The 21,021-nt window shown below is 48.4% G+C and carries 25 protein-coding genes; 6 read left to right on the top strand and 19 right to left on the bottom strand.

Translation table 11 applies throughout. The features are described from left to right. Nucleotides 1-12: 12 nt before the first annotated feature. The 8 genes from rpiB to H6624_04695 all read right to left on the bottom strand — a co-directional run bounded on the left by rpiB (nt 13) and on the right by H6624_04695 (nt 5,775). Nucleotides 13-456: a ribose 5-phosphate isomerase B gene (gene rpiB / locus H6624_04730; GenBank protein ID MCB9083623.1), complete on the bottom strand. Its 444-nt coding sequence runs from the start codon at nt 454-456 to the stop codon at nt 13-15. Nucleotides 457-498: 42 nt separating this feature from the next. Beyond that, nucleotides 499-1,776 carry a beta-ketoacyl-ACP synthase II gene (fabF, locus tag H6624_04725; GenBank protein ID MCB9083622.1) on the bottom strand — a complete coding sequence of 426 codons (1,278 nt, stop codon included), beginning with the start codon at nt 1,774-1,776 and terminating at the stop codon, nt 499-501. A gap of 69 nt (nt 1,777-1,845) precedes the next feature. Beyond that, nucleotides 1,846-2,082, bottom strand: coding sequence for an acyl carrier protein (gene acpP, locus H6624_04720; GenBank protein ID MCB9083621.1), 237 nt, complete (start codon nt 2,080-2,082; stop codon nt 1,846-1,848). 67 nt (nt 2,083-2,149) lie between these two features. Beyond that, nucleotides 2,150-2,890 (bottom strand): 3-oxoacyl-[acyl-carrier-protein] reductase, encoded by a 741-nt coding sequence (fabG, locus tag H6624_04715; GenBank protein ID MCB9083620.1) that lies wholly within the window; start codon nt 2,888-2,890, stop codon nt 2,150-2,152. A gap of 18 nt (nt 2,891-2,908) precedes the next feature. Then, a complete protein-coding gene (fabD, locus tag H6624_04710; GenBank protein ID MCB9083619.1) occupies nt 2,909-3,874 on the bottom strand; it encodes an ACP S-malonyltransferase in 966 nt (321 codons plus the stop codon). A gap of 3 nt (nt 3,875-3,877) precedes the next feature. Next, nucleotides 3,878-4,879, bottom strand: coding sequence for a ketoacyl-ACP synthase III (locus tag H6624_04705; protein ID MCB9083618.1), 1,002 nt, complete (start codon nt 4,877-4,879; stop codon nt 3,878-3,880). Between the two features lie 38 nt (nt 4,880-4,917). Then, the gene (gene rpmF, locus H6624_04700; protein ID MCB9083617.1) at nt 4,918-5,097 is read right to left on the bottom strand and encodes a 50S ribosomal protein L32; all 180 of its coding nucleotides are present in this window, start codon (nt 5,095-5,097) and stop codon (nt 4,918-4,920) included. Nucleotides 5,098-5,190: 93 nt separating this feature from the next. Further along, the gene (locus H6624_04695; GenBank protein MCB9083616.1) at nt 5,191-5,775 is read right to left on the bottom strand and encodes a DUF177 domain-containing protein; all 585 of its coding nucleotides are present in this window, start codon (nt 5,773-5,775) and stop codon (nt 5,191-5,193) included. A 116-nt stretch (nt 5,776-5,891) separates the two neighbouring features. Between H6624_04695 and H6624_04690 the strand changes: the two genes are divergently transcribed. Both H6624_04690 and H6624_04685 read left to right on the top strand, forming a co-directional pair. Continuing rightward, nucleotides 5,892-6,803, top strand: coding sequence for a hypothetical protein (locus tag H6624_04690; protein ID MCB9083615.1), 912 nt, complete (start codon nt 5,892-5,894; stop codon nt 6,801-6,803). 617 nt (nt 6,804-7,420) lie between these two features. Beyond that, nucleotides 7,421-7,738 (top strand): four helix bundle protein, encoded by a 318-nt coding sequence (locus H6624_04685; GenBank protein ID MCB9083614.1) that lies wholly within the window; start codon nt 7,421-7,423, stop codon nt 7,736-7,738. On the opposite strand, the gene H6624_04680 is transcribed toward H6624_04685, so the two are convergent. Then, nucleotides 7,735-9,129, bottom strand: a complete 1,395-nt coding sequence (locus tag H6624_04680) for an HNH endonuclease (GenBank protein MCB9083613.1) — start codon at nt 9,127-9,129, stop codon at nt 7,735-7,737. The two genes, H6624_04685 and H6624_04680, sit on opposite strands and share 4 nt — an antisense overlap. 780 nt (nt 9,130-9,909) lie before the next feature. On the opposite strand from H6624_04680, the gene H6624_04675 reads away from it, so the two are divergent. From H6624_04675 to H6624_04665, 3 genes are all read left to right on the top strand, one after another. Further along, nucleotides 9,910-10,185, top strand: a complete 276-nt coding sequence (locus H6624_04675; protein ID MCB9083612.1) for a DUF4258 domain-containing protein — start codon at nt 9,910-9,912, stop codon at nt 10,183-10,185. A 16-nt stretch (nt 10,186-10,201) separates the two neighbouring features. Beyond that, nucleotides 10,202-10,654 (top strand): hypothetical protein, encoded by a 453-nt coding sequence (locus tag H6624_04670; protein MCB9083611.1) that lies wholly within the window; start codon nt 10,202-10,204, stop codon nt 10,652-10,654. A gap of 297 nt (nt 10,655-10,951) precedes the next feature. Further along, nucleotides 10,952-11,947 carry a tyrosine-type recombinase/integrase gene (locus H6624_04665; GenBank protein MCB9083610.1) on the top strand — a complete coding sequence of 332 codons (996 nt, stop codon included), beginning with the start codon at nt 10,952-10,954 and terminating at the stop codon, nt 11,945-11,947. A gap of 343 nt (nt 11,948-12,290) precedes the next feature. Here H6624_04665 and H6624_04660 read toward each other — a convergent pair whose 3' ends face one another. The 10 genes from H6624_04660 to H6624_04615 form a co-directional block, all read right to left on the bottom strand. Continuing rightward, nucleotides 12,291-13,394, bottom strand: a complete 1,104-nt coding sequence (locus H6624_04660) for an RHS repeat-associated core domain-containing protein (GenBank protein MCB9083609.1) — start codon at nt 13,392-13,394, stop codon at nt 12,291-12,293. 400 nt (nt 13,395-13,794) lie between these two features. Next, the gene (locus H6624_04655; GenBank protein ID MCB9083608.1) at nt 13,795-14,061 is read right to left on the bottom strand and encodes a BrnA antitoxin family protein; all 267 of its coding nucleotides are present in this window, start codon (nt 14,059-14,061) and stop codon (nt 13,795-13,797) included. Beyond that, the gene (locus tag H6624_04650) at nt 14,045-14,275 is read right to left on the bottom strand and encodes a DUF4160 domain-containing protein (GenBank protein MCB9083607.1); all 231 of its coding nucleotides are present in this window, start codon (nt 14,273-14,275) and stop codon (nt 14,045-14,047) included. Before H6624_04650 ends, H6624_04655 begins: the two co-directional genes overlap by 17 nt. 313 nt (nt 14,276-14,588) lie before the next feature. After that, entirely contained in the window at nt 14,589-16,130 is a 1,542-nt protein-coding gene (locus H6624_04645) for an IS66 family transposase (protein MCB9083606.1), read from the bottom strand. Then, the gene (tnpB, locus tag H6624_04640) at nt 16,087-16,500 is read right to left on the bottom strand and encodes an IS66 family insertion sequence element accessory protein TnpB (protein ID MCB9083605.1); all 414 of its coding nucleotides are present in this window, start codon (nt 16,498-16,500) and stop codon (nt 16,087-16,089) included. The genes H6624_04645 and tnpB overlap by 44 nt, the downstream gene beginning before the upstream one ends. Further along, nucleotides 16,500-16,889, bottom strand: coding sequence for a hypothetical protein (locus H6624_04635; GenBank protein MCB9083604.1), 390 nt, complete (start codon nt 16,887-16,889; stop codon nt 16,500-16,502). Before H6624_04635 ends, tnpB begins: the two co-directional genes overlap by 1 nt. Nucleotides 16,890-17,116: 227 nt before the next feature. Further along, nucleotides 17,117-17,833 (bottom strand): CPBP family intramembrane metalloprotease, encoded by a 717-nt coding sequence (locus H6624_04630; GenBank protein ID MCB9083603.1) that lies wholly within the window; start codon nt 17,831-17,833, stop codon nt 17,117-17,119. Continuing rightward, a complete protein-coding gene (locus tag H6624_04625; protein ID MCB9083602.1) occupies nt 17,830-18,330 on the bottom strand; it encodes an RHS repeat-associated core domain-containing protein in 501 nt (166 codons plus the stop codon). Before H6624_04625 ends, H6624_04630 begins: the two co-directional genes overlap by 4 nt. Before the next feature lie 445 nt (nt 18,331-18,775). Continuing rightward, nucleotides 18,776-19,228 carry a hypothetical protein gene (locus tag H6624_04620; protein MCB9083601.1) on the bottom strand — a complete coding sequence of 151 codons (453 nt, stop codon included), beginning with the start codon at nt 19,226-19,228 and terminating at the stop codon, nt 18,776-18,778. A gap of 2 nt (nt 19,229-19,230) precedes the next feature. Continuing rightward, nucleotides 19,231-20,304, bottom strand: a complete 1,074-nt coding sequence (locus H6624_04615; protein MCB9083600.1) for an RHS repeat-associated core domain-containing protein — start codon at nt 20,302-20,304, stop codon at nt 19,231-19,233. A 368-nt stretch (nt 20,305-20,672) separates the two neighbouring features. Between H6624_04615 and H6624_04610 the strand changes: the two genes are divergently transcribed. Then, nucleotides 20,673-21,020: a type II toxin-antitoxin system RelE/ParE family toxin gene (locus tag H6624_04610; GenBank protein MCB9083599.1), complete on the top strand. Its 348-nt coding sequence runs from the start codon at nt 20,673-20,675 to the stop codon at nt 21,018-21,020. Nucleotide 21,021 lies beyond the last annotated feature (1 nt).

Below are 21,021 nucleotides of genomic sequence, written 5' to 3'. Positions count from 1 at the left end.
TTGGTGGTTCAATTATTCAACGGGAGCGGATACCTTTTCCACTCGCTCGCTGTGGCGGCCGCCCTCAAATGGAGTGGCCAAAAACAGACGCAGAAGCTCTTCAGCTAGACTTGGCTCAAGCAAACGGGAGCCAAGGCACAGCACATTGGCGTCGTTGTGTTGGCGAGCCAGGACGGCAGTCTCTTCTGACCAGCAAAGGGCGGCACGAATCCATGGGTATTTGTTGGCTCTCATGGCCATACCCTGGCCAGAGCCACAGACCAAAACACCTCTCACACCAGGCTGTTCGCGCATCTTTTCGCATAGCCGACTCGCAAAATCAGGATAATCGACTCTCTCTTCGGAGTTGGTGCCGAGATCTTGCCACTGCAGGCGGGGATATTTTTTAAGCAAATGATCTTTTAGAGGGAAGCCCGCATGGTCACAGGCAATCATGATGGGTAGATCGTAATCCATGAGACCTCTCTCTCTAAAATGTGGTTCCAGGCCCGGTTGAAATCAACTGAACCTGGAGAAAATCAGACTGGCATTGGTGCCACCAAAGCCAAAGCTGTTGTTCATCACATGGTGCATTTGCTTCTCGCGAGCCGTGTGAGGAACATAGTCCAAATCATTTTCAGGACTCGGATTGTCCAAGTTGATCGTCGGTGGAACGATTCCATGGTGAAGTGCCTGAAGGGCAATTACACTTTCGACGGCTCCGGCCGCACCCAAAGTGTGACCAATCATGCTCTTGGTGCTACTCACCCAAAGTTTGTAAGCATGATCACCAAAGACCGACTTAATGCCTTCAGTTTCCGCCTGGTCACCGGCTGGAGTGCTCGTTCCATGGGCGTTGATATAGTCAATCTTGTTACTGTCAATCATGGCATCACGCAGGGCCATCTTCATGGCCACAGATGCTCCGGCTCCGCCAGGGATCGGATTAGTCATGTGAAAGCCATCAGAGCTAAATCCATAACCTGTAAGTTCTCCATAGATGCGGGCTCCACGCTTTACCGCGTGTTCCATCTCCTCCAGGATAAACATTCCACAACCTTCTGAGAGGACAAATCCGTCCCGATCCCGATCCCAAGGACGGCTCGCTGCCTGCGGGTTGTCGTTACGAGTGGAAAGAGCCTTCATGGCGGCAAAGCCACCGATCGCTAGGGGGCATACAGTGCCCTCTGTTCCGCCAGCAAACATCACATCACAAAATCCGTTGCGGATATATCCGGCCGCCTCGCCAATGGCGTGGGCGCCCGACGCGCAAGCAGAGGTTATGGTGTAGTTGGGGCCCTTAGCGCCGTATTTAATACTGATGTGTCCGGCCGCCATATTTGAGATCACCGCCGGAATAAAAAAGGGCGTGATCCTAGAAGGTCCGCGCTCCACCACCACATCCCGCTGGGATTCTATTAGGGGCAATCCGCCGATTCCCACACCTGTGATAGCCCCAGTCTTTTCCTGAATGGCATCGGTCAATTCCAAGCCGGAATCAGCCAGAGCCATGTGGGCTGCACCTAGGGCAAAGTGGGTAAATCGATGCATCTTCTTTTGGTCTTTTTTGGGGACGTAGTCATCAATGGGGAAGTCTTTAACCTCTCCACTGATTTGCACCGAAAAATTTGTGGGATCAAATTGGGTGACACGGTCAATTCCAGAGCGGCCATTGATGAGGGCTTCCCAAGAGGTTTGAGCCGTGTTCCCGACAGGTGTAATTGCAGCCAGCCCGGTGATCACAACTCGGCGTTGTTCACGGGCAGGGCGGCGGTAGTTGTTTTCTCCCGATGCCATGGTCTTCCCCTTATCGTCTATTCGCAGACGTACCTAATGGTTTGCGATCAATGGGGTGGGGGTAAGGCCTTATGCCTTACCTTTTCCCTCTAAATATTTGCAGACGTCAGAGACAGTCTTCAGCTTCTCTGCATCTTCATCCGGAATCTCAATCTCAAATTCCTCTTCCATGGCCATAACCAATTCCACGATATCAAGGCTGTCAGCGCCCAGGTCATCGATGAAAGAAGCTTCGAGCTTCACACGCTCAGGATCTACACCCAGTTGCTCTTCAATGATCTTTTTCACTTTTGGTTCGATCGACATTTCCGTCTCCTCGTTTCGTCGTTGTTTCCGTTTCCGCTTTGTTAGCTCCGCTGCTCCACAGTCATCCTTACATGTACATTCCGCCATTAACGTGAATGGTTTGTCCGGTGATGTAGGAAGAGTCGTCACTCAATAAAAATTGCACCGCATTGGCCACATCATCCGTTTGGCCCAGGCGGTTCATGGGGATCGTTTTGAGGATACTCTCTTTTTGAGTATCATCCAGGGCATCTGTCATATCCGTGACGATAAATCCCGGTGCCACACAATTAATGCGAATTCCACGTGAGGCCACCTCTTGGGCAGCTGAGCGAGTAAATCCCTCAGTGCCAGCTTTCGAAGCGGCATAGTTTGCCTGACCAGGGTTTCCCGAGTGGCCAATCACGCTGGTAATATTGACGATGGACCCGGCTCGGGCCTTCAGCAAACTCTTCATGACAGCTTTGGTAACCAAAAAGGTCCCGCGCAGGTTGGTCTGCATAACATCGTCAAAATCATCAGTTTTCATTCTTAGCAGGAGCTGATCGCGGGTGATGCCGGCGTTGTTAACGACACCGTCAATCTGATCAAAGGCATTTATGACATTCTGAATGCCCTCGTTCACAGAGGCTTCATCGCCCACGTCCATCTTCAGGCTCATGTGACCATCACCGGGCAGTGACTTGAGAACCTGTTCAGCGGCATCCGGTCGGGACGTGTAGGTGATTGCGAGGCGGGCTCCCGCCTCGGCCAATTTGTGGGCGATGCCCGCACCAATTCCGCGACTGCCGCCGGTAATAAGAATACGCTTGCCCTTTAAGTCAGCCACAGTGGTCCTTCCCGCTCATTACGCCTGGAGCTGTTGTTCCAGTGCCTTGAGTTCATCAAGCGAATTGATATTGAACGTCTCGAGGTTGGCACTGTCAATTTTTTTAGCCAACCCAGATAATACCTTTCCGCAGCCCAACTCAACTACTTTTCGCGTCCCCATATGCACCAGTTTCTCGACGCATTCCACCCAGCGAACGGGTGCAGAGATCTGGCGGATAACATTCTCTCTTAGAACAGCGGCCTCTCGTACCGGATCGGCGGTGAAGTTTTGTACAATGGGATAAGCCGAGTCTTGGAAGGGCGTATCCTCAAGGGTCTTGCGCATCTTCTCTTCCGCTGGTTGCATCATTGAGCAATGAAAAGGAGCCGATACCTTAAGGGGTATAAACTTCAGGCGCCGAGGAGCTTCGCCAGAGAAGGCCTCGGGAGAATAGTTTTTTTGTAGCCACTCAATGGCCTGACTTTGGCCACTGGCGACAATTTGTCCTGGAGCATTAAAGTTAGCGGGTTCCACAGGGCCCAAGCTAGAGGTCTTCTCTGTCCATTTGCACAACTCAATGATCTGCTCAGGTGTGACCCCCATAACAGCAACCATGGCCCCTTCACCTACGGGGACAGCTGATTGCATATATTCGCCACGCTTGCGAACCGCTCGCATGGCGTCGACAAAATTCAGTGATCCACCGGCAACAAGGGCGGCGTACTCACCAATGGAATGTCCGGCTCCAGCAATTGGTTCAAATGGAACCAGTGATTGGAGAACCCGATGGGTGGCCGTAGAAACAAGCAGCAAGCAAGGCTGAGTGTTGTGGGTGAGAGCCAAGTCGCTCTCAGGACCATCAAAGCAAAGTTTTTTGAAATCAACCGACAGTGAATCACTGGCCTCTTCAAAGAGTTCTTTGGCAATCGTGAAATTGTCGTAGAGAAACTGACCCATCCCGGTGTGTTGACTTCCTTGACCGGGGAAAAGTGCTGCCCACATTCGTTAAAACCTCATCAGCAGGCTACCGCTGGTGATTCCCGCACCAAAGGCAGTAAGAAGGACATGTTGGCCCCGCTGAACTCGGCCGTCCCGTACGGCTCGGTCGAGAGCCACAGGTACCGTCGCAGCAGAAGTATTCCCCATGTCTTCGATTTCAACCACCACTTTTTCCATAGGGATACCGAAGTGCTTGGCCACGGCTTCGATAATTCGCACATTTGCTTGATGGGGAATCACCCAATCCACGATGTCGGCACTCATGTTGTTGTAGTCCAAAGCTTCTTGACAGGCTTGGCTCATGGTGCGAACGGCATTCTTAAAAATCTCCCGACCCTTCATGCGCACAAAGTGAAGATCCTTGTCCAAGACCTCTTGAGAAAAGGGATGAACCGATCCGCCGCCAGGGAGAACAAACAAATCGGATATCTTGCCGTCGGCATGAAGGTGGTGACTGTAAATGATCGAGTCCTGATCTTCTTCCGCCCGAGTGACAACCGCAGCACCAGCCGCATCGCCAAACAGAATGCAGGTATCGCGGTCTTTATAGTTCACGATGCGATGAAGAACTTCAGAGCCAACCACCAAAATATTTTTTAAAGGCCCAGTGCGAATAAACTGGTCGGCAATAGCAAGACCATAGACAAAACCAGAGCAGGCAGCTGAGATGTCCAGAGCCATGCAGTCGCCAGCACCCAATTTGGTCTGTAAGACACAGGCCGTGTTCGGCATAATCTGATCCGGGGACACGGTGGCCAACAGAATCATATCGATCTGGTCGGGTGTGCGCTCAGCCATCTCGAGTGCCCGCATGGAGGCATGGTAGGCCAAATCGCTGGTCACTTCGCCATCAGCAGCAATATGACGACTGGCTATGCCCGTACGTTCACGAATCCAGGAATCAGATGTGTCGACCAGCTTTTCCAGGTCGACATTTGTTAGGAGCTTCTCTGGTAAATAGGAACCCGTACCCGCAATTCGAGTACGGTAAGTCGAGGTGTGCGCCACGATGATCCTCCCCAATCACTTTTGAATTCTGCCAAAGCTTAAGCTTGGGCAGTGATGACTTCCTGACCTCTATAATATCCACAAGAGAGACAGACCCGATGCGGACGGTAGATAGTTCCGCAGTTGGGGCAATTGTGCACGGTCGGACGTGTCACCTTATCGTGGGAGCGACGGTTACCTTTGCGCATACGCGAGCTTTTCTTTTTAGGACATGCCATGCTTCTAATCCGTTGTTGGGGGCCGCGTTCAAGGCCCGGCTCATTAGCACTCAAATTTCAAAGCGCTATAAATTATCCAAATAGACCGCAAAATCAACTATTTAATTTCAAATCCTTCAGAACCGCGAAGGGGCTAGTACGGCCGCTTTCGGGGCTCTCTGCTTGGCCAGGGCGGTTGAGCCAGCCCTTCTCGTAGGCCTCAGTCAGGTTTTCACAGTCCTCGCCACAGTTTTCAATGGCTTTGGGCTGCATGGGCTCCGCCAGGGCGATGATTTCATGAATAAAATCACCCAAATGGAGGACCTCGCTGTTCAGAGTGGTCATCGACGGGGCTGAGGAGTCCAGCTCCGTGCTGTGATTCACCCGGGACGACTGGGAGCCCCTGGGTCTTTCGTCCTCAATGACCAAAAGCTCGTTGAGCCTCTCCTGGACCGAGTGTTTAAAGTCCACAGCACAGCGGTAACAGGCCAGATCCATCTGTGCTTCGACTGACCCAGTGAGTTCAAAGACGTTGCCGAGAGGTCTAATAAATACCTGAATATTAAAGGAGTTTTCCCCAACAAGGTCCTTGATGGCCTGGCTCATCTGAGGGTGATTGGCATTGTACCTGAAGCTACGGCCTTCTTCCGGGATTTCCTTAAGACTGATTTCAATTGGGTCGTCTTTGAAAGCTTTCATAGGCCGAGCAGTTTATTCACTCTATTTCGCCGCGTCAATATAAATGGCCAAATCTGCGAATCCGGTCTCCTCAAATGGCAAAAGCCTTCCTAAAATAACGACTTAGGGAGATGAAGTTGGGCGCAGTTTTAGGCCGGCTTCCCAGCCGGTTAGCCATGGTGTTGTTTCTCGCCTTTGCGGGGCTGTTTACAGCTCCGGCGTGGGCCATTCTTGATCTTTACGTCCAAGATGATTTGCCCGTTTATGAAGAGCCCGAAAAGGGGGCCCGGCAGGTCAGTCGCCTCACTCGTGGAGATCGGGTCGTCATCTCCTCCAAGATTTACGGTGCTTATCGAAAAGTGTTGGTGACCTACGGTGGGAAAAGGCGCGGAGGCTATGTCCGCATTTCTCAGCTCCGTCGATCATACATTAAGAGCCGCGAAGATGTGGAGCTGGAAGGAAAGCGCATTTACAGCCAAGACTATGCCCTTGGTTTGAGTTTGATTGGCTCTTATATGCGGCAGGGAGCACGAAGTTTTAGTACTTCTTCTGCCGACCAGTACGACATCAGTGCTTTTGCCAGTACCACCTTCTTTTTTAGTCTTTTTGCCGATATTCCCTGGAGCAAAACCATGATGCTCCGGCCCTATCTGACTTTTCGTTCCACCAAATTTAAGGGTGAGGCCGAACTCGTAGGATCGATCAATGCCCTGCGCCCCGCCCAAGTGACTCTTGAACAGAGTTTTTTAGGTTTGGGTTTAATGGCTAAGTTCTACGGAGTCTCCACCGATAGTTTTTGGTACGGCGGTGGTATCGAGCTTGGCAACGGAACCAAAAGCGAACTAGTCATCGACGATGGCATTCCCTTAAAAGTCGATGGCGATGACAAGCCCTTTTTTGCCCTCTTATATGGCGCCATCGGTTGGGATATTCCCGCTCCCGGCGCCATGTGGTTGGTGCCGGATATTCGGTTGGGTGTGGTGCCGAATAATGATCCGATGATTATGTATTTTGAGGTCTATCTATCCGGCGCTTATTCCTTCCGCTAGTGAGACTGGTGAAAAAGGCCTGTCTTCGGCGTTAAACGGGCTATCGCTCGTTCCAACGTGCAAGTAAGCACGCCTGCACTCGCTCAATCCCGTTTGCCTTGAATCCAGACCTTTTTGACCAGCCTCATACTGTAATCTCATATCTAAGGTCATTTGACCTGTCTCAGGTTGCAGAGTGGACGAGGTCTGTCTTTGGCGCTAAACGGGCTCTCGCTCGTTCCAACGTGCAGGTTTTTTCCGTAACCCGTGCTCCGTAACCCGTAAACGTTCCTGTGACGGTTTCCGTTTACAGTGACGGTAACGGTGACTGTCACGGTACCGTGAACGGGTTACGGGTAACGCTCGCGGGATTTTTCTCCTTTGTTGCGTTCGTTGGTCCCTTTTCTCAGTAACCCGTGGTCTGTAACCCGTAAACGTTTCCGTGACGGTTTCGGTATCCGTGCCGTGATCCGTTTTCCTTTGTGGCAGTGGTTGGCCCACCTTTTTCGGTAGCCTGTAACCCGTAAGCAGTAAGAGTTTCCGTGCCAGTTTCCGGTACAGTTAGTGGCTTCCTCCTTTGCTCCGTTCGTTGGTCCACCTTCGGTTGACGACCAACTCACTTCACAAAGGAGGCATAAATGAAACAAAATGATTCTCAATACAGGTTCAGGACTTTGGATTTGGCGGTGGAGTTTTGTCAGAAGGTGAAATTGTTGAAACTGCCGATTCATTTGCGGGATCAGATGCTCAGGGCATCCTCATCGGTGGCATTGAATCTCGCCGAGGGAAGCGGGAAACCCAGCGCAAAAGACAAGCGGCGGTTTTATTCCATTTCCCTGGGTTCCCTTCGCGAATGCCAGGCGATCCTGAGAATTGAAGACATTGACGATTTTGATCTCCTTGATCTAGCGGACCATTTGGGAGCCTCAATCTACAAACTGACCCTTGCCACCTAGCTGGGCAAGGGTAGACTCGGTAAACCAGAAAGATGCTGGGCGCGGTGGTGGCCGGAGCACAACAGAGTTAGGTTTTCCAAAAGGTTGCTTCCACCAAGTGAAACCGGTTTGAGGTGATGGATTTCCAAAAACTTCATCTCCCGACACCGTTCTCCCTGGTGATTCACATGGCTGCATCTTCCGGCAAATTTGAGCATGACTTGATGTTTAGTGGCGGCGGGAAGAGGTCTTCGGCGAATTTGTTTGTTCATAGGTAGGGGCTTGGCTCCGTTGGTCGTATCGTGTTCTCTCTTCTCATGTGTGGTTGAGTTTGCTTCATCTTTTTCTGTACCGACTTCATCTTTGATTTCTTCCCTTTTCCCTGTGGATGAACCCTGCCGGCCCATGGGACCAATGCCATTGTCTACCTTTCGGTCCTGCAAGTTTGTAGTCTTCGGGCTCTCCTTTGACGCAGGCATTTCGACAACTTGTCTTAAGACAAGTTCCGGACATGATTGCGTCATAGAACTGTGATTTGAATTCCCATTCCCATTCCGGCTCTTATTCCGGGTCTCATTCGGTTTTGAATCTCTTTGGATTTGGGCACTAGTATTCTCATTCTCATTCTCATTCTCATTCTCATTCTCATTCTCATTCTCATTCTCATTTTGTTTTGAATCGTTTTGATTTTTGGGACTGGTGCTTTGGCTCACGCCCGCGAGTTTCCCGCGGATCAATTGCCGTTTGGCCTTTTCGACGGGGTCATGTTTCTCCAAGTAGAGATCGACCAGGGCTGCGAGGGTTTCTTCAAGGCCGGCTGGTTTCTTCGATTTTTGACCCACCAAATCTTGGGCTCGGCGAATTTTCATCATGAGCTTCTCCGATATTCCCACCTGAAGTTGAACGCGCACGACTGAGGGCTGCTGGAGAATGGCCACCTTTTCTTGGATCTCATTCTGAGGATGAACAAAGTCCATGCGACCCTTGCGTGCTTCCTGGGGGTTTTCTTTAGCCACCTCTCGCTCCACTTTGGATTGGGGCGCAGTCTTAGCCAGCTCGATCCAGTGGCTTTTGTTTTCAGGATTTATGACAGCCGTGATCTTCCGCGCCTTTGAGACCGTTAAAGCGCCCTTTGTGATCTCTTCTTTCAGTTCCGGAACCTCGCGGGATTTGCGAGTGACGTTAATAAAAGTGTAGGCCACATTATCCGCAAGGCCCAGGCCATGGACAGCGTATTGAAATAGAGAGTTAAATCCATAGCGTAGATAGACTCTGTAGAGATCCACTTGATCTAATATGTTCATCAGATCAACTTCCGCTGCCTTGTATCGGGCCGAAGCCTGCAGGGCCTTGTGGTGAATGTCCTTTATCTTTTGTGGCAAATGCTTTTCAAAGTCATTCTGCTGATTCAAATCCTGTCCCCCTCGTGACGATTTGAGATCTTATAGCACAGGTTTTTTAGTGCAATTTTTAGAGGTTTGCCTAACGCAAATCAAATCGCCCAGGAGCCACGCCAGCATGGGCATTGAGCGATTCTACAGGAGATTGCGAGAGAAAAATGAAAATCAGAAAATGAAGAGAATCGCGGGCATTCTCGGAGCCCGAAAAACCCGTCAACAGACTTTTTCGCTCGTCCAAAAAAATTTTACGCCCGGCCTGCCGTAAAGGTCATGAAGCCCAGCAATCAAAAAACGCCTGGCACTTAAACTCCTGTTTTCTGAGGAGCAACGTCGCCGAGACGAACTTGCTGGGAAACTCAGCACCAAAGAATTTGATAGGGGCTTATGCTTATTCTTTTTATTCCCGAAAGCCTGAGGTGAACTCTCCCTTTTCAATGTTATTAAGGCGATCGTAGTAGTTCTCGAGGGGAGGAGGTTTGACGAGGGAATTCTCGATCTGAGGTCGAAACGCCAACACAAGTGCTACGACGACCATCAAGAAAAGGAGGTACTCAGTGAGTGCTTGGCCATTCTCAGGTTTTAAGAGATGAGATCTATTCACAAACAAATTTTATCACAAAAGCCCTTAAACCACCTACTGCGGAAATTCCCGAATGATTTTAGACAAGTATGCCCGCAACTGCCTGGATTTAGGCGGCAATCGTAGTCTGTCACTGATAGAAATGGCTTGAAAACCAAATGTAACTGAGTTACATTGGGAATGTGGTTAGGCCTCCTAAGGTCAGCAACCTTATGTCGAGAATCTCCGAGTGCATAGATGCGGGTCAATACCGTTATTTTGAGCATGCTGAGGAGAGGATTCAACAGAGAAAGGTTTCTCGCCTGGAGGTGAAGCAGGTTCTTCGCAGTGGGCATCATGAGAAGAGTAAGGATGTCTTTCGCGAGGAGTACGGAAATTGGTGTTACTCGGTAAAGGGAAGGACGGTTGATAAACGGGTTTTACGGATTGCGGTTACTTTTGATGAAAATGAGATGTTGATTGTTACCGTTATCGCCCTGTCAAAATAAAGTTGGAGTCGGTGGTATGGCTGAGAAAAAGATAAAGAAATCACACATTGATTATGGGTTTGGTTTCCCGGTTGTTCTCCTGGATGCCCCTTTTCGGAAGGTTCAAGGCAAGTGGGTTTTGGATCTCAATTTTGAGAAGTATGAAAAGGCAGTTCTGATGGCTTTAACTCATAAACCGGCTCGCCTTTCAGGGAACGAGGTTAAATTTATCAGACACTCCTTTGAAATGACCCAAAAAGCATTTGCGAAGAGGTTCGGGGATGGAACTCACCCGGCCGTCATAGGTTGGGAGAAGCAAGGGGATAAGCCGACCAACATGAGTTGGTCGACCGAGAAAGACATTCGCCTCTTTATTGTCGACAACTTGAACCCCAGCCGCCTTAGGAAGGCTTACGCCGAGTTGGAGCAGTCAGTTCCAAAGCGGTCAGAAAAAGTCCAAATCCAATCCTCAGATATTCACGCCGCCTGAGTTCCTCCGCCTATCTACTTTTTTGGATGCGGCTTTTTTCACCGACGCCTGCTCGCAAACTTGATGGAAGATGACGCAGGCATTTCGGCAACTTGTCTTAAGACAAGTTGCCGAAATGCCTGCGTCAAGTTCGAACTCCCTGGATTGGAGCTGACGAGTATGGCTCAGATTACTCCAAAGACAGATGGATTTTAGAAAGCTCATTCATGGGGGATCTCAGTGCGGCAGCGGACCTCGACTAAATCGATGCATGATTATAGGACTTTTCTTGCATTACACATGTGCTAAGATTTCTTGGTGAATGAAAGTTCTGAAAAACCACCTAAAGACCCCACTTTCTCTCTCAAAAACCCGTCGGTCTCGCTAGTCAATTCCCGCGGATTCGAAAAACAAATCTCAAATAAAGCCCAAGCCCAAAGGCTTATCTTTGGCTCATTGCCATCTCAAGAACAGGGCTTACTATTCTCATGGCTTTACCAAAAATCCCCCAGGACCCGTCGCTACTACCAAAGAATCTGGGGCGAGTTCTTAGGGCTTTTTGAAAACTCCATTAGGAGCCTTCACGATATCGAAATTGGTCACCTGGTGGTTTTCCTAAAAACCAAAGAAAGCCTTAAGCCTGCATCGAGAAATCTGGCTAAAAACTCCCTTTCAAGTTTTTTGTCTTTTCTCACCAAATCAGGCTTTTTAGAAAAAAACCCAGGCCTCAGTCTGAGCTCCATTCCGGTTCCCGATAGGGTAGGGACCAAGGTCTTGTCATTAGAGCAGCTGCAAAGAATGTATGAGTGTGAGGAAAGCCCAAGAAATCGGGCCCTGATGAAGCTTCTTTATTTTTCAGGCATGAGGGTGAGTGAGCTTTGCGGGTTAAGGCTTAAGGATTTGATCAAAAAAAGTGATTCTGACACCAAAATCCAGATTCTTGGAAAGGGCGGGGTGGCGAGAGTTATTCTGGTTCCAAGTGAAGTCATTGGGGAGATTTTTGAGTACCGAAAATCTTTGGGGCTTAATTCTGATCCCGAAAGTCCACTTTTTGTCTCGGGAAAAGGTGAGGGTAAGCCTCTAAACCCAAGCCAAATTTATAGGATCATTAAGATGGCGGCGGTTAGGGCCAAAGTAAGACCCATTCCCTCGCCTCACTGGTTTAGGCACACCTCGGCCACCCATGCTCTTGAAAACGGGGCTCCCATTCATGTGGTGCAAAAAACCTTGGGGCATAAGTCAGTTTCGACCACGGGGCGGTATTTGGAAGCCAATCCCATGGAGTCGAATGCTAATTGGCTGGAGTGGGAGTGAGTTTGTAGGCCAAACTTAGGGGGAGAGGGCTCTAAAGGTCAATTAGTCCCTTCGTAAATCTCTCCAAATTGGGCCAAGACGCTTGAAAAATGACAAAGGAAAACATGGCAAACAATGTCAACGCAATCAGACCGGGTGCCTTCTTGATCCGGGGAATGCAGAACCAGGCTAGTGGTACTCCCAGAAGAAGGCCCAAAAAGCCTCTGTATTCCAACAGCCACTTATTTGGAAATAAGTAAAGGATTGCCAGTGGCACCCAAGAGGTGGAAATAATTTCCGACAGCAAAATGAGATAGGATGATTTCAACAGACTCAAAATCCTGTTACTCAATTTCATATTCAATTACCGCAGTCCACCGGCAAAACCCCAGCAGTTCAAGTTCTGGCCAGAAGGATCAAAGCCGATGGGATTGTAGTTCTTTTGCCCGTTATCAAATTGATCTTGAAGTTGGCGGGCCTTATCAATGACTTCCTGGTCTTTATTTGAACCTTGCGGAATTCGCGACCAAGGAATTTCGGTTCCTCTGTCCCGAGAATTGCTGTGGTCGATGTCGACCCTCCCAGTGTGGCCACCTCCGGTTAACCCATCACCAACAACATTGACGATTGGAATTGATTCGTTAGGATACAGGTCAATTCTCACGGTACCTCCCGGATTGGCTGGATCATCAACTACGACCCCAACATGGCCTGAATCGATTATCAGCCAGGAATCCTGGCCAGCCAAATCAACGAAATTTGTAGGGTCGGAATTTGAGTATTTGTAGTGATTCAAGTCGCCACCATTGAACCCAATCGGATCCTTACTCATCCACCTTCCCACGGCTGCCATGTAATCTCGTGCTCCAAAGCGAACAAGATTGGTGTGCTGGTCTGTGATACCCCCGGCAAATCCAAAGGGCTGAAAGCCGGGGTTTGAATCTAACAAGACCACACCGTATTCGTCGTAGTCGGTTTCTTGGACGACGGAGTTGTCAGTAAGATCAATGACCATGCGGACAGAGCCTAAGTGATCGGAGATGATTTTAAACTTCTTAGGCCCTTGAATCATGTAATCAGGGACATGGGCTTTAGATCCATAGACGAAGATGGATTTGACTGAGCCTTGGCTATCGAGTTCAGCAATGGGGTTGAGTTGATCTTGGTAGATAAACGCTTGCACGAGTGAGCCGTTGAGTTTTTTGCCGACTCTGCGGTTTTGTCCGTCGATCATGTATTCGATCTGGTCGCCATTAGGAAGCTGAGCGGATCTTAAATTCCCGAAGACGTCATAATCAAAGGAGTAAAACTGAGTAGGAGATTGGCTAGAGTCGGAATAAGAGACCAGGTCTCCGTTATTGTTGTAAGAAAAACTTAAATTTCCAGAGGTGAGAATTCTGTCCTGCTCGTCAAAGGAGGCAAGGATTGATCCTTGGGGGGAGAGTTTTTCTAAACGATTCCCGTTCATGTCAAAAGTGTATCTTGAAAACAAGGCACCGTCTTTATGAACTTCCGAGAGTCTGCCAGAGGAATCATAGAGGTAGTTCCAAGTGGTTGAAATGGCGGATTTTGTATCGGTTTTTTGAGAGATTCTTCCCAAGGAGTCACGGACGAAGGTCTGGGCGAAGAATGGCCCTGAGGAGTAGGATAGAGGTTCGCCAAATGAGTTGTAGGTGTATTCATCTTGGATGGAGCCGGTTGAGGAGGAAGTAAGTAGAGCATTTTTGTCAAAGTTGAAGGATATCTCTCCAATCGGAGGCCGGGTGGCATCCCGCCAAAACCATTCGAGTTTAACCTAGTGTCTCTTATCGGGGGAAAGGCCCAACCGTCCGGCCCTTCGCAATACCAAACAATAGCCGGTCACCTAACTAGGCTCGTTTTTTAAAGACAGCCTTCTCAAGTTTTTTGAGTCGAGATTCATAGCTAGAATCCCCGAGAACAGCTTCCCTGAGAATCTCGTTCATGAGTGTTTGATAGCCCTTACCTTGAGTTTTGGCCTGTTTCCTCAGAGCTTCGACGACTTCTGAATCAACAAAAGCCGTCACTCGAAACTTGGCATTTTTAACATCAAATTCGTCACGATCGAGTTCCTCGTCGCCATATTTAATTTTCTTTTTCTTAATTTTGCCAGTCATCCCATGCCTCCAAAAGAAGCTCCTGATACTTCACCACTTGTTTTTCAATTTCGTTGAGTGCCTTCTTGCTAAAGCCTTTATTTTCCAAGCACTCCACCTTATCCAGCCGAAATTTAGCTTCAGCATTTTTCCCCAGTACATGCACATGGGGATACCCGTGATCTCCGGGAACGATAACAAACCTGATATTCCTAAATCGGATAATCACCGGCATAAGGCAAGTATATGCATATTGTATGTATATGTCAATAGAGCGGGTAAATCGCTGATTAATGGAGGCTTTCTGGATTTACTGCCATTTTAGGTTGAGGTGACACTTCCAATGGAAGAATAAAGTGACCCCTTCACTGGAATTCAGCACCCAGCCATCCCACCTTCCGACCCTTCACAATACCAAAAAGTGACGGGCTGAGTGTCCATTGCCAGTGCGACTCCGCGATTCAAAGAGTGGCCACCCAGTGGTACTAAAACTCCAGGCTGGTCAGTGCGGCTGCCGGATTCTCCTAATTCAGATGTACGCTGGGCGCCTATGAGGCCCTTGATTCCTGATTGAGTTTTTTGGCTAGCGCAAGCGGAGTAAGTGGCTGGTGGCGTTTGTCCGAGTTGGTCTGGATCAGGTATTTCAGATAGGCTCTAGGAGCTATCCCGACTTTCTTGCAGGTTTCGATGACCGTGTACAGCGCGGTAGCCACATCTGCTCCATTGATCGTTTTTGAACCATTGAAGTTCTTTCGCCCCATAACTACGTGCCTGAGGCTTCTTTCAGCATCATTGTTGCTCAGAGGTAAGGCCAAGTTATCTAAAAATGCCGTCAACTCCTTCCACCGACCTAGACTGTAATCAATGGCCTTGGATAAACCTACTGATCTCAGATGTTTCTTCCTGGTCTCGATAAGCCACTCGTAAATTTTCTTAATCTGGAGCCTGGATTTCTCTTCCCGTAGGCTTTTTAACTCTTCCCAGGTCTTTGCCGACCGCTCGATCGCAAAAAGCTCATCAATCAGATCCAATATTTCCACGGACTCTTTTGGGTAGCTACCGTGGAGCTCAAAAAATTCTCTCCGAGCATGAGACCAACAGTTGCCTAAAATAATGTTCGGGGCCAACTTAAAGCGATTATAACCACTAAATCCATCTGCCATCAGACAGCCACTAAATCCCTTTAAAATCTCCTCTGCAACCGTCCCCGAGCGAGTCGGCTCGAACTGGTAGTAGTTGCCTGATCTGTTAGACAAAGTCCACACATAGCACTGGCTCTTATTGCCCTGAAGTGGCCACGTGGTTTCATCGATGTGACTAGCGACCTTGTCCCTAATGATGTCTTGCCTAATTCCCTCTAAAACAACATTGCAGTGGTCCGCAACACCAGCACAGAGGTTGTACAGACTTTTCACTGAGACCTTAAGGCCAGCAGACTCCATCTGCCGGCGCTGACGCTCTAGGGGCACATGATATTCATATTTGTCGCTCACCACAGACAGTGCAAAATCCACTGAGTATTGACAGCCTCGGCGCACCTTGGCGGGCCCAGGTGCCGTAATGATCACCTCTTTTGCCCTTTTTCTCGAACTCACTAATCGGTACTTCTTTTGCTTGTGGATAACTTTTTTGTACACCCGCTCTGTTACGGTTATCTCTTGGCTAGTTTGAAAAAGGCCTGGGATCTCCTCCCAGTATTCCCCTTCCTGAAGCTCATATTGCTTTGATAGCTCGCTTAGGCCCAGCTCATTAAAATCATAAAACGCCTCGAAGTACTTCTCGTTATCAAATGCCTTAATCTTTTCGCAGTTGGCAGATTCGCGCGCCTCAGACTGTGAGTGTAAAAGCACTTCCGACTGCTTTGCATTTGAGATTGGTCGATTGTGAGGAACTCTTTCTGGGCCGCTGCCAAAAAACTTGCACTGTAGCCTTGAGAGTTGATCCCGAAGATCAGTAGACAAAAACTCCTGAGACTGGCGTTGGGACTGAGCCTCCTTAAGCAGCTGACTTAACCGCTCGACCTCTTTGGTCGCCAGCATCGCATACTCACGCAAAACTTCCGGGTTGGTCTCTTGCTCCAGGGGTCTCATAACAATGGATACTGACTTGACTTCGAGGTAAGGTCAACGCCTCTTCGCCAAAGCGACGCCGACGGACGTATCCGCCACACAGTAATTGATCCATTTCTTCGATAGTGATTTCAAAGTCTTCTAGGCGATCCAGGGCCATAAACTGGCCTCTTTCAAGTCGCTTGGCAAACAGCAAAAGGCCTGTTCCATCATAGCAGAGTGCCTTTAATCGCTTTCGATTGCGACCGATGAAGATAAAGAGATCTCCCTCGAGAAGGTCCCTTTTCATCTTCTCCCGAACAACCATTGCCAAACTGTCAAATCCCGCACGTAAATCCTGATAATCGGAGTAAATAAAAACCCGGTGACCAGAGCGAAGTCTAATGCTCATCACATCACCCCATGGATCAGTTGTCTGACCTGGCTAAAACTCAGACCCTTGATTTGATATCCCTGTGGAGTTACCACGGTTAAACCTTCAACGGTGAGAGGTTCAACCGTGGAAGATTTAACCGTGAGAGCGGCTGTTGGAACAGCTTTTTGATCTCGTATCTTTACTGGTTTAAAGCGCCCGGGCGCCGCCTTTTCCCAGGCGTTCAGGGTAACATAGGGAACCCCGATGATTTTGGAAAGCTCGTGGGAGCTATATCCCAGCTTCCAAAGCTTTTTGACTCGATCTTTGACCGCCTTGGGCCACGCTTTTCGCCCGCCGGTCACTTCTTGCTTATACTGAATAATGATTTGTTGTATCTCAGATATCAGGTTGTCGCCCTCGTCCATGGTGTCCTCCTGGACCAAGGATAACTGGGCCTAATCAAACTAGGAAAGAACCCTGCCTACGCCCAGCGTACATTCAGATTTCCAAAATGACGGTTTAAAGTTTGGCAGGATGAGGAAGTCGGCCCTACCGTAGATTCAGTGCATCCAAAAAAGTAGATAGGCACAAAACTATGGCACGATTTAGGCACTGGTGGTTAGTACTTGACCCAGTTTTGAAACCATTTAGGTCAAGTTAAGTGAGTTCTTTTACGTTTTCTAGAGGCAAGTAACAAAAGAAATACTACAACTAGGTAGAATATCTTTTCATAGTACGCCATATTAAAACCGGGGTAAGGTCGAGCTAAAAGAAGAACAAGTGAGTCGTCTATGCCATGAAGGAGGGATAGCCATACAATAGATATTCCTATAGACCTGGCTCCTGCGTAAACTAATCCATATGCAAACAGTTCGGGAAAATGGTAATAGGGTTGAGCTTGGACATGATATATCATAAAAATCAGGGAGCTAATCCAGATCGCTGCGGTAGGAGAATATTGCTTCGAGAGGGCGATGTAGGCTAACCCACGGAACAAAAATTCCTCAAAAAAGCCAACGACAAAACTACTGATGATGAGCATTGCAATTTGAGAATCTCCAATATCTCCTGTAAAGAATTGAAATGACCTTGATTTCAAAGATATCAGCGAAAATGCAACTAACAGAAAAAATGCGCCCCATTTGCCTTGCCAATGAACTCCCAATTCGGCCCATGACAGGTGCCGTTTACAAATATACAGCGTAAGGACGAAACAAAGTGTGCGCGGAATATCCATAACGGAGTCCCGCGCAACCCAGTCATCAAATGAGTTGTTCTTCATAGAGTCATAAACAAGAGCTCTTAAGGCACCATATAACAAAATGATTAGCAGCGAATACGACAGTAGCCTTGATCGTTTTGTCATCATGTTCTCGTTGAGCCTCCTGGACACTGACCTCTTATGCCACCACCACCATTTGAATTCGGATTTGGATTAGGTAGAAGCTCTGGTGGTTTACATATTTTCGCGGAAGGGTTCTTTCTACAGAATTCCAACCGTTCTCTAATCCTTCTCGAACCCTCCTCTCGAATCCATCTCAACAATTCCTCGCGAGACATTGGAGGGATTTCTGGGTCCAATTCACTTTCGCCGGTAATATCAATTAAATTTATGGGGTCATTTACCACATACCCGTACAAATTCGGACTCCCACCATCAAACCCAATCGGATCCTTGCTCGTCCACCTTCCCACGGCTGCCATGTAATCTCGTGCCCCAAAGCGCACGAGATTTGTGTGCTGATCCGTCAAACCACCGGCAAATCCAAAGGGCTGAAATCCTGGGTTTGAATCTGAGAGGATAACACCGTACTCGTCGTAGTCGATTTCTTGGGCGATGGAGTTATCACTAAGATCAATGACCATGCGGACGGATCCCTACTCTTTTGCCTCGATCTTTATTAAGAGAAACTGTTCTCCCGTTGGATCTACCTGGTGTGAAGATCCATCTTCTTTACGACAGTAGATCAACGTTCTCCCATCATTCCCTTTCCTGGGAGAGAAACCAATCACAGTAGATTCCAACTTGTGTTGGTCTAAATGAACAATCCTATGAGTCGGCAATCGATCCGAAAGCCACACGGATCTTACTGCCGACGATGGGTCGACGGCTAGCATGTCGAGCTCAAGGAAAATCTCTGCAGATGCAACTGATTCAAGTTCCGAGATTGCCCAAGCGAAAACATGCTGCCAGCTCGTAAAAACAAAGAGACGAAACTTTTCATCAGAATCCAACTCCAAATGGCCGATAGCAGATTCTGTTTGAGAAAGGTCAAGGAAGGCTGTAAAATACCTAATTAGGTTAGAGACATCAATTCCCATGGTTCTCCTGGAACTCGAATTTCGAAGATTCAATGGAAGCTATCTTTTTGAAGTTTGTAGCGTTCTCTCTGTAGATTAAAATGTCAGAAAATGGGGGCCTGTTTTCTAAGAATTGACCATTATAAAATCCAATTCCCCCAAGCTCCCATGTTGTCTTTTTGGCAGCTTCAATGACAACGACTTTGTGAGTGGGTGGCCGATTGTCGGATGTCAGTCTACCAAATGAACTATCGAGTGAAACAAATGGGGACAGAACAGCCCCCTTTCCTGCAATGGCCTTTAACGTATTGTCCAGGTGGAATTCCCATGCAAGTTCGATCCATGATTCAAACAAATCGTCAGCGTCAAAGCTGCATTGTCCAAGGCTAAACACCGTCCCCCATGTTAAATCTAAATATTTTGAGAATCGTATCATAGCTTCGTGAAGGGCAATTGTAGTCATTGTTACTCATTTTCTCCGGATGCGACAGGGCACTGTCGGTTTAGAAAGTCCAGTTCTTCTGGTGTTGGCGGTCGCTTTTTGGGATCATTTGGCCATCTTTCAGTTCTGGGTGTGCCCTCGTCGAAAATTACGCGTTCCTTTCCTGATCTGGTATTTGGGTTGGGCCTGTATTCTTTAACCCGATCTTTGGTTATGTCAACCACTCGCCCGTCATTGAAGTTGACTCTAACGCCTCTACCTCCACCCCTGGTTGTTCGTGGCGTAACTGTGTATCCACCTCCGCGACCTCCACCAATTCCAATAGTACCTCCGGCGTTTGTTAGGTTCGGGCCGGGAAATCGCTTATTGTAGCCACTGATGTCAATGTAGTTAATCGGATCTTGGCTGACATAATGGTATAGCCCCAGTCCATCGGTGAAAAGGGAGGAGTCCATCAGAGTCCACCTTCCAACCTCTGCCATGTAGTCCCGTGCCCCGAATCTAACGAGATTGGTGTGCTGATCGGTGATACCACCGGCAAATCCAAAGGGCTGAAATCCTGGATTTGAATCTGCGAGCACCACGCCGTATTCGTCGTAGTCGATTTCTTGGGCGACGGAGTTGTCAGTAAGGTCAATGACCATGCGGACAGATCCTAAGTGATCGGAGATGATTTTATATTTTTTAGGCCCTTGAATCATGTAATCAGGGACATGGGCTTTAGATCCATAGACGAAGATGGATTTGACTGAACCTGCTCCATCGAGTTCGGCAATGGGGTTGAGTTGATCCTGGTAGATAAAGCCCTGAATGAGTGATCCGTTGAGTTTTTTGCCGACTCTGCGGTTTTGTCCATCGATCATGTATTCGATCTGGTCGCCGTTTGGCAGCTGAACGCCACGCAGGTTTCCGAAGACGTCATAGTCGAAGGAGAAAAACTGAGTGGGCGATTGGCTGGAATCGGAATAAGAGACCAGGTCCCCGTTATTGTTGTAGGAAAAACTTAAACTCCCAGAGGTGAGAATTCTGTCCTGCTCGTCAAAGGAGGCAAGGACAGATCCTTGGGGGGAGAGTTTTTCTAAACGATTCCCATTCATGTCGAAAGTGTATCTTGAAAACAAGGCACCGTCTTTATGAACTTCCGAGAGTCTGCCAGAGGAATCATAGAGGTAGTTCCAAGTGGTTGAAATGGCGGCTTTCGAGTCGGTTTTTTGAGTGATTCTTCCAAGCGAGTCACGGACGAAGGTCTGGGAGAAGAGGCCTCCAGAGGAGTAGGATAGAGGTTCGCCATATGAGTTATAGGTGTATTCATCTTGGATGGAGCCGATTGAGGAGGAGGTGAGTCGGGATGACTCGCGAACCACTTTTGATTGTGGGGCGACAGCAAAATATTGAATATTTTCATTCGGTTACCAGATCCTATTATTGCTTTACATATTGTGCATTATAATGCACAATATGACTCATGACCATCTCTGTAAAGCATCGGGTTGCCATTAGGTTTGTGGACTCAACGGGGAAAGCTCCGTTTGATCAATGGTTTGATGGTTTAAAAGACAAAAGCGGAAAGGCAAAAGTTGTTGTTAGAATTGAGAGGGCTGAAAGCGGCCTTTTTGGAGATCACAAGGGAGTCGGCGACGGGGTTATTGAGCTGAGGATCGATTCTGGGCCTGGGTATCGGATTTATTTTGGAATTCATGAGGATAAGATAATCCTTTTGCTGCTCGGCGGAGATAAAGGGTCTCAAGAATCAGACATCAAAAAAGCAAAGGAATATTGGGCCGAGTTTAAAATCCGGCCTGAAACTAAGTAGG

It is taken from the genome of Pseudobdellovibrionaceae bacterium (assembly GCA_020635075.1).
GTDB lineage: Bacteria > Bdellovibrionota > Bdellovibrionia > Bdellovibrionales > UBA1609 > JADZEO01.
This window is presented reverse-complemented; position numbering and strand designations above follow the sequence as displayed.